We start from the raw sequence: 2,980 nt of genomic DNA, 5'->3' as shown, positions 1-2,980 counted from the left end.
CGGTCTTTGCCGTACCGAGCACATGTTCTTTGACCCTGAGCGAATCACGCACATGCGTTCGATGATTTTGGCTCAAGACGAAAAAGATCGTCGTGCCGCACTGAAGAAATTGCTTCCTTTCCAACGCAAAGATTTCGAAGGCATCTTCAAGGCGATGAACGGATTGCCCGTCACCATCCGTTTGCTAGATCCACCATTGCACGAATTCTTGCCTCACGAATCGGCTAGCCAAAAGATCGTGGCAAAAGAGTTGGGCGTTTCGGCCAACGAAATTGCCAAGCGTGGCGAAGCGCTTCATGAGTCCAACCCGATGCTCGGTCACCGTGGTTGCCGCTTGAGCGTGACCTATCCGGAAATCCTTGAAATGCAAGTTCGTGCGATTGTCGAAGCGGCAATCAACTGTGCGGGCAAGAAGATCAAGGCTCAACCCGAGATCATGATCCCGCTTGTCGGAACCGCGAACGAATTGGAACTGCTTCGTGGCAAAGTCGAACAGACCATCGAAGAAACCAAGACTGCCAAGAAGTTCAGCGGCACCTTGGATATCTCGATCGGTACCATGATCGAAATTCCACGTGCTTGCTTGACCGCCAATGACATTGCGGCTCATGCAGACTTCTTTAGCTTCGGCACGAACGACTTGACGCAAATGACGTTTGGTTACAGCCGTGACGATGTGAACACGTTCCTGCCGGATTACATCCATCAAGAAATTCTTGAGGTGGACCCGTTCCAATCGCTCGACACCACGGGTGTGGGCCAATTGGTTGAAATGGGTGTCGCCAAGGGACGTAGCGTCAAGAAAGACCTCAAAGTCGGTATCTGTGGCGAACACGGTGGTGACCCTGCCTCGATCACGTTCTGTCACGAAGCGGGCTTGAACTACGTCAGCTGCAGCCCGTTCCGCGTGCCAATTGCACGCTTGGCGGCGGCACAAGCAGCGTTGAACTCGAAGAAGTAGTTCCGCGTTCTCGAACGCCTGTAAAAATCACTCTCGAACAGCGGCCCGAAACGGCCGCTGTTTTTTTTGGTTCGTATCCCTGTGCCCTCGTCGAAAACAGTCGTTCCGATTACCATTTTCGCATGGAAAAAACAAACATTGCCATTGTTGGCCTGGGAACCGTTGGCACCGGTGTTGCGAAACTATTGCTCGATCATGGCGATCGCACGTCGCGACATGCCGGCCGCACATTGTGGCTGAAAAAGGCGGTCGTTCGCGATCTCGCCAAACCACGTGACGTCGATCTTCCCGAAGGGGTCGCGACCGACTCGCTTGACGACGTGATCAATGACCCCGAGATTTCGGTTGTGGCTCAATTGATCGGCGGCTTGGAACCGGCCCGATCGATCATGCTGCGATTGCTTGAATCAGGCAAAGACATCGTCACGGCAAACAAAGCGTTGTTGGCCGAGCACGGACCGGAATTGTTCACGCGAGCTCGCGAGCTTGGCCGCAGCATCGCGTTTGAGGCGTCGGTAGCCGGTGGGATCCCGATCATCGCCAACGTCAGCCAATGTTTGTCGGCCAACCAAATTCGGTCACTCGAAGGCATTTTGAATGGCACCAGCAACTTCATCGTCACGCAGATGGACGAAAAAGGGGCTCCCTACGACGTCGTGGTTCGCAAGGCTCAAGAGCTAGGCTATGCCGAAGCCGATCCGACGATGGACGTGGACGGCACCGACGCGGCTCAGAAGCTGGCGATCCTGGCCCATCTGGCATTCGGAGCGACCGTCAATTGGTCGGACATTCCACGAATCGGGATCGACGGCTTGGATCCCGATGATTTGCGATACAGTCGCCAACTCGGTTACCGCATCAAATTGTTGGCCCTTGCGAATCTGGCCGACGATGGACTCGAACTCTCCGTGGCTCCGACCTTGGTCCGGATCGGCACGCCGCTGGCCGAAGTTCGCGACGCCTTCAACGCGATCCGTGTGGTCGGCGATGCCGTGGGTCCAGTGTTCTATCACGGCTTGGGTGCTGGCCAGATGCCGACCGCCTCGGCCGTCGTTGCCGACTTGATCGACACCGCAGTCGGTCGAACCCGTTTGACATTCCAAACACTCGAATATTTCTCGATCGACAATCCTCCGCGTGCGAAGCTTCGCGACGCCGATACGTTGGTGGGGCGAAACTATCTGCGGCTCAGCGTGGCGAATCATCCGGGCACGCTGGCATCGATCACCGCAGTGCTTGCGAAGCACAAGATCTCGATCGCGTCGGTGATGCAGCACGAGGGTGAAAACGGATCTGCCCACCTTGATCCGGTCCCCTTGGTGATCATGACACACGAAGCGACCGAGGGTGCCGCCCGGGCCGCGACGCAAGAAATCGAATCCCTCGATTCGATCACAGGTCCGGTTGTACGGCTTAGAGTGAAGGATTAACGCCCCCCCGGGTCCCTTTGCTCACGTTTTTGCCATGTTCGCTCATGAATCGCTGTCCTTTGCCATAACGGGGGCTACGATTCCGTAGCGGTTTCGTCATGCGCTCGCGATCACATCCGGTAGCCCAGCGATGGGGGTGCGATCGCCCGTGCGAATAACCGCTATGACCGTGTTGACCGTCACCCGACGATTCAACCGACCACGGCAATTAGATCCCGGGGCAGATGGGCAACCATGATTCACGTACAACATCTCACAAAGACCTACGACGATCTCAATCGTGGTCGCTTTATCGCCGTCGACCGTGTTTCCTTCACAGTCGCGCCCGGAGAAATCTTTGGGCTGCTGGGGCCCAACGGCGCTGGCAAAACCACCGTGCTACGCATCTTGAGCACCGTGTTGAGCCCGACCTCGGGTATCGCAAACGTTGCCGGTCACGACGTCGTGCAGGACCCCGCCGAAGTGCGGCGACGCATCGGATTCGTCAGCAACAACACCGCGATGTACGACCGCATGACCGCCTGGGAAATGGTCGGCTACTTTGGTCGTTTGCACGGCATGTCTCGTGACGAGCTTCGTGAACGACTCG

3 protein-coding genes are annotated in these 2,980 nt (G+C 56.6%); all 3 read left to right on the top strand.

Features of this window, described 5'->3' with window-relative positions; all coding sequences use genetic code 11:
• The coding region (locus tag ABX962_RS33895) for a putative PEP-binding protein (RefSeq protein ID WP_372726088.1) at positions 1-961 on the top strand (961 nt) is incomplete at its 5' end.
• A gap of 122 nt (positions 962-1,083) precedes the next feature.
• A complete protein-coding gene (locus ABX962_RS33890; protein ID WP_339945398.1) occupies positions 1,084-2,391 on the top strand; it encodes a homoserine dehydrogenase in 1,308 nt (435 codons plus the stop codon).
• A gap of 234 nt (positions 2,392-2,625) precedes the next feature.
• A partial coding sequence (locus ABX962_RS33885; RefSeq protein WP_372726087.1) for an ATP-binding cassette domain-containing protein occupies positions 2,626-2,980 on the top strand: 355 nt, incomplete at its 3' end.

Source organism: Novipirellula sp. (assembly GCF_041583735.1).
Lineage (GTDB): Bacteria > Planctomycetota > Planctomycetia > Pirellulales > Pirellulaceae > Novipirellula.
Note: the sequence above shows the minus strand (reverse complement) of the source record. Positions and strands in the feature narration are given on the sequence as shown.

Coding starts and splice junctions, on each gene's coding strand:
- ABX962_RS33890 (WP_339945398.1), top strand. CDS start 1,084: ATGGAAAAAACAAACATTGCCATTGTTGGCCTGGGAACCGTTGGCACC.